The sequence below is a fragment of the Pseudoalteromonas sp. APC 3694 genome (genome assembly GCF_030407565.1).
In the GTDB taxonomy this organism is placed as follows: Bacteria; Pseudomonadota; Gammaproteobacteria; order Enterobacterales; family Alteromonadaceae; genus Pseudoalteromonas; species Pseudoalteromonas tetraodonis.
On record NZ_JASDDE010000116.1, the window covers coordinates 1 to 2,604 of the forward strand.

Annotated in this window: 2 protein-coding genes; both read right to left on the bottom strand. The window is 44.8% G+C overall.

Translation table 11 applies throughout. The features are described 5' to 3' along the window. Positions 1–80: 80 nt before the first annotated feature. A complete protein-coding gene (gene istB, locus QMA00_RS18705; protein WP_076923271.1) occupies positions 81–836 on the bottom strand; it encodes an IS21-like element helper ATPase IstB in 756 nt (251 codons plus the stop codon). Between the two features lie 14 nt (positions 837–850). Further along, the gene (gene istA / locus QMA00_RS18710) at positions 851–2,395 is read right to left on the bottom strand and encodes an IS21 family transposase (RefSeq protein ID WP_024600838.1); all 1,545 of its coding nucleotides are present in this window, start codon (positions 2,393–2,395) and stop codon (positions 851–853) included. Between the last annotated feature and the right edge of the window lie 209 nt (positions 2,396–2,604).

A 2,604-nucleotide genomic window follows, 5' to 3' on the forward strand; every position in this document is an offset into this window, starting at 1 on the left:
TGCGTATTCCGGTGATGGTGAACACCGATTCCGGTTTTATCGTGAACACTTAAATTCCACGCATTGGGTTCATGACATTTTTAACCTAAGTGTTCACGATGGTCAATTTTAGATTGAATTTTTCTCATAGACTCCCCCTTTAATTTTATCCGATGAGCATTGTGCATTAGTCGATCTAAAATGGCATCGGCTAAGGTATTATCGCCGATGGATTGATGCCATTCTTCGGTGGGTAATTGACTGATGATGGCGGTTGATGAACTGCCGTGCCTATCATCCATGATCTCCATTAAATCATTTCGTTGTGCCGCTTTAAGTGGCTCAAGCCCCCAATCATCTAAAACGAGTAAGTCGATCTTAGCGAGTGACTGTAACATTCGACTGTAAGTGCCATCTGCTTTGGCTTGTGTCAGCGTAAGCATCAACCTTGAGAGTCGGTAATATTTAACGCTGTAGCCTTTCATGCATCCTGTATGCGCAAGCGCACAAGTGATATAGGTTTTACCGCTACCGCAAGGGCCTGTGATGAGTAAGTTTTGTGATTTATTCAGCCAATCACATTGCAGTAGCGATGCCATCATCGATTGATTGAGACCTCGCGGGTGATGATAATCTATGTCTCTGGCGTTAGCGGCTAATTTAAGTTTTGCCGCTTTAAGTAAGCGTTGTTGTTTTCGGCTCTCTCGGTCTTGGGCTTCACTGTCTGCTAGCAGTTGTAGTCGCTCATCGAAGGACAACCCTTCATAAGTACTTGGTTGTTCCATTTGGCTCACTAAGGCGTTGGCCATACCACTGAGTTTGAGTTGACGAAGCTGAGTTATCGTTTGTTCTAACATAGAATTTCCTTACCTTAATGGAAGCTTTTAGGACCACGGATATTTTCATGGGATTGTGGCAATAACGTCGACGGCTCTTCTTGCGTTCGCGGCAATTTATCTTGGTTGCTACTGAGTATGTCTTTGATATGTTTTAACCGATATAAACTGTATTGATTGGCTATCGCACAGGCGTTATTGAGCCGATCGGCGGGATAGCTTCTTGATAGGTTGAGTAAGCCTAAGCACACACGATACGCTTGTTCTTCATGTTGTTTCTGTGCCAATTGTGCTTTCACCCAGAGCAAAACGTCATCTCCAATATCTTTCGCCCAATTCATTAAACGCCCTGGTGACCATTTATGATGCTTCTCATGCTTTACAGGCATGTGCTCGGATGTGGTGGTCATGCCCGGATGATATTTTCTCGGGTGACTGGTGATGCGTTTATGCTTGAAATAAGCCTCAATCAAGTTGTCTTTGGCATGAAGTTCAAGCTTTTCACCCACCAAGTGATGGGGTACCGAGTAAAGATGGTTATCATACTGAACGTGATAATCAATATTCACTTTGACGTGTTTAATATCCGTGAATTGATAAGCTAGTTTGGGCATAGGCGCGAGGGCGGGTTTGTCGATTGACTCGAACCATGATTGTCGTGTCCCACTCAGTTGCTTAAAGGGCTTATTATTGACCTCAAGCAGTAAGGCTTTGATGCAATGGTTTAGCTCAGCTAATGAGAAAAAGGTTTGGTGTCGTAACTTGGCGAGTATCCAGCGTTCAATGATTTGCACGCCCACTTCGGCCTTGGCTTTATCTTGTGGTTTTCTGGGACGAGCAGGCACAATCACGGTGCCATAATGCGCGGCCAATTGCTGATAACTCGGGTTAACATCAGGGTCGTAGCGACACGCTTTACTGACACCACTGCGTAAATTATCGGGGATAACCATGTCAGGTATACCGCCGATAAATTCAAATGCTCGCACGTGACTGCCGATCCAGTCGGGTAGACTTTGGCTCCAGGTTGCTTCACAAAATGTATAATTTGATGCGCCCATCACCGCCACGAATATCTGGGCGAACTTCACTTCACCCGTCGCATTACAAACAATGGGCATCGTTTGACCCGCATAATCGACAAAGAGTTTTTCTCCTGCTTTATGCACTTGTCGCATCGAACGTTTTTGCTTTTTAAGCCAGGTCATATAGCGATCGCAGAACTGAGAATAGCTGTAACAACGATTCGGATATTGCTGAGTATATTCTTCCCAGAGTAAGTTCTTGGTGACGCCTTTGCCCGTTAATTCTTTTCGAATGGCTGGCCAATCTGGCACTTCAAATCGCTGGGATGGCCGAGTGTCGGCGCGAGGATAGAACTGACTAGCAAGCACAGAATCATCAAGCTCGTCGGGCAGTGGCCAACTTAACGATAAAGCTCTGGCTTTAGTGAGTAGTTTTTGAATACCACCGACACTGATCTTAGTGCTGGCACTTATTTTTCTGACACTGAGTTGGGCAGCAAAATGTAGCCTCAACACTTCTCGAATTTTACGCATTGTGATCCTCTTAGTCGCCATATCCCTTCCTCAGTAATACAAAAAGGAAATAGCTTAACAAAGTAATTAATAATCAATGCGTTGAAATTGTACTGGTTTGGTGTGAACACCGATTCCGGAAAATCAGTCAAAAGTGTTCACGATAAAACCGGAATGAGCGTTCACGCTAAAACCAGAACGGGTGTTCACGATGGGCCGGAATCACTGTTCACGATGCTCCGGAATATGCA

What these genes read in the sequence shown, in the direction of transcription:
- istB (WP_076923271.1), bottom strand. Translation starts at nt 836, where the DNA reads ATGTTAGAACAAACGATAACTCAGCTTCGTCAACTCAAACTCAGTGGT.
- istA (WP_024600838.1), bottom strand. Translation starts at nt 2,395, where the DNA reads ATGGCGACTAAGAGGATCACAATGCGTAAAATTCGAGAAGTGTTGAGG.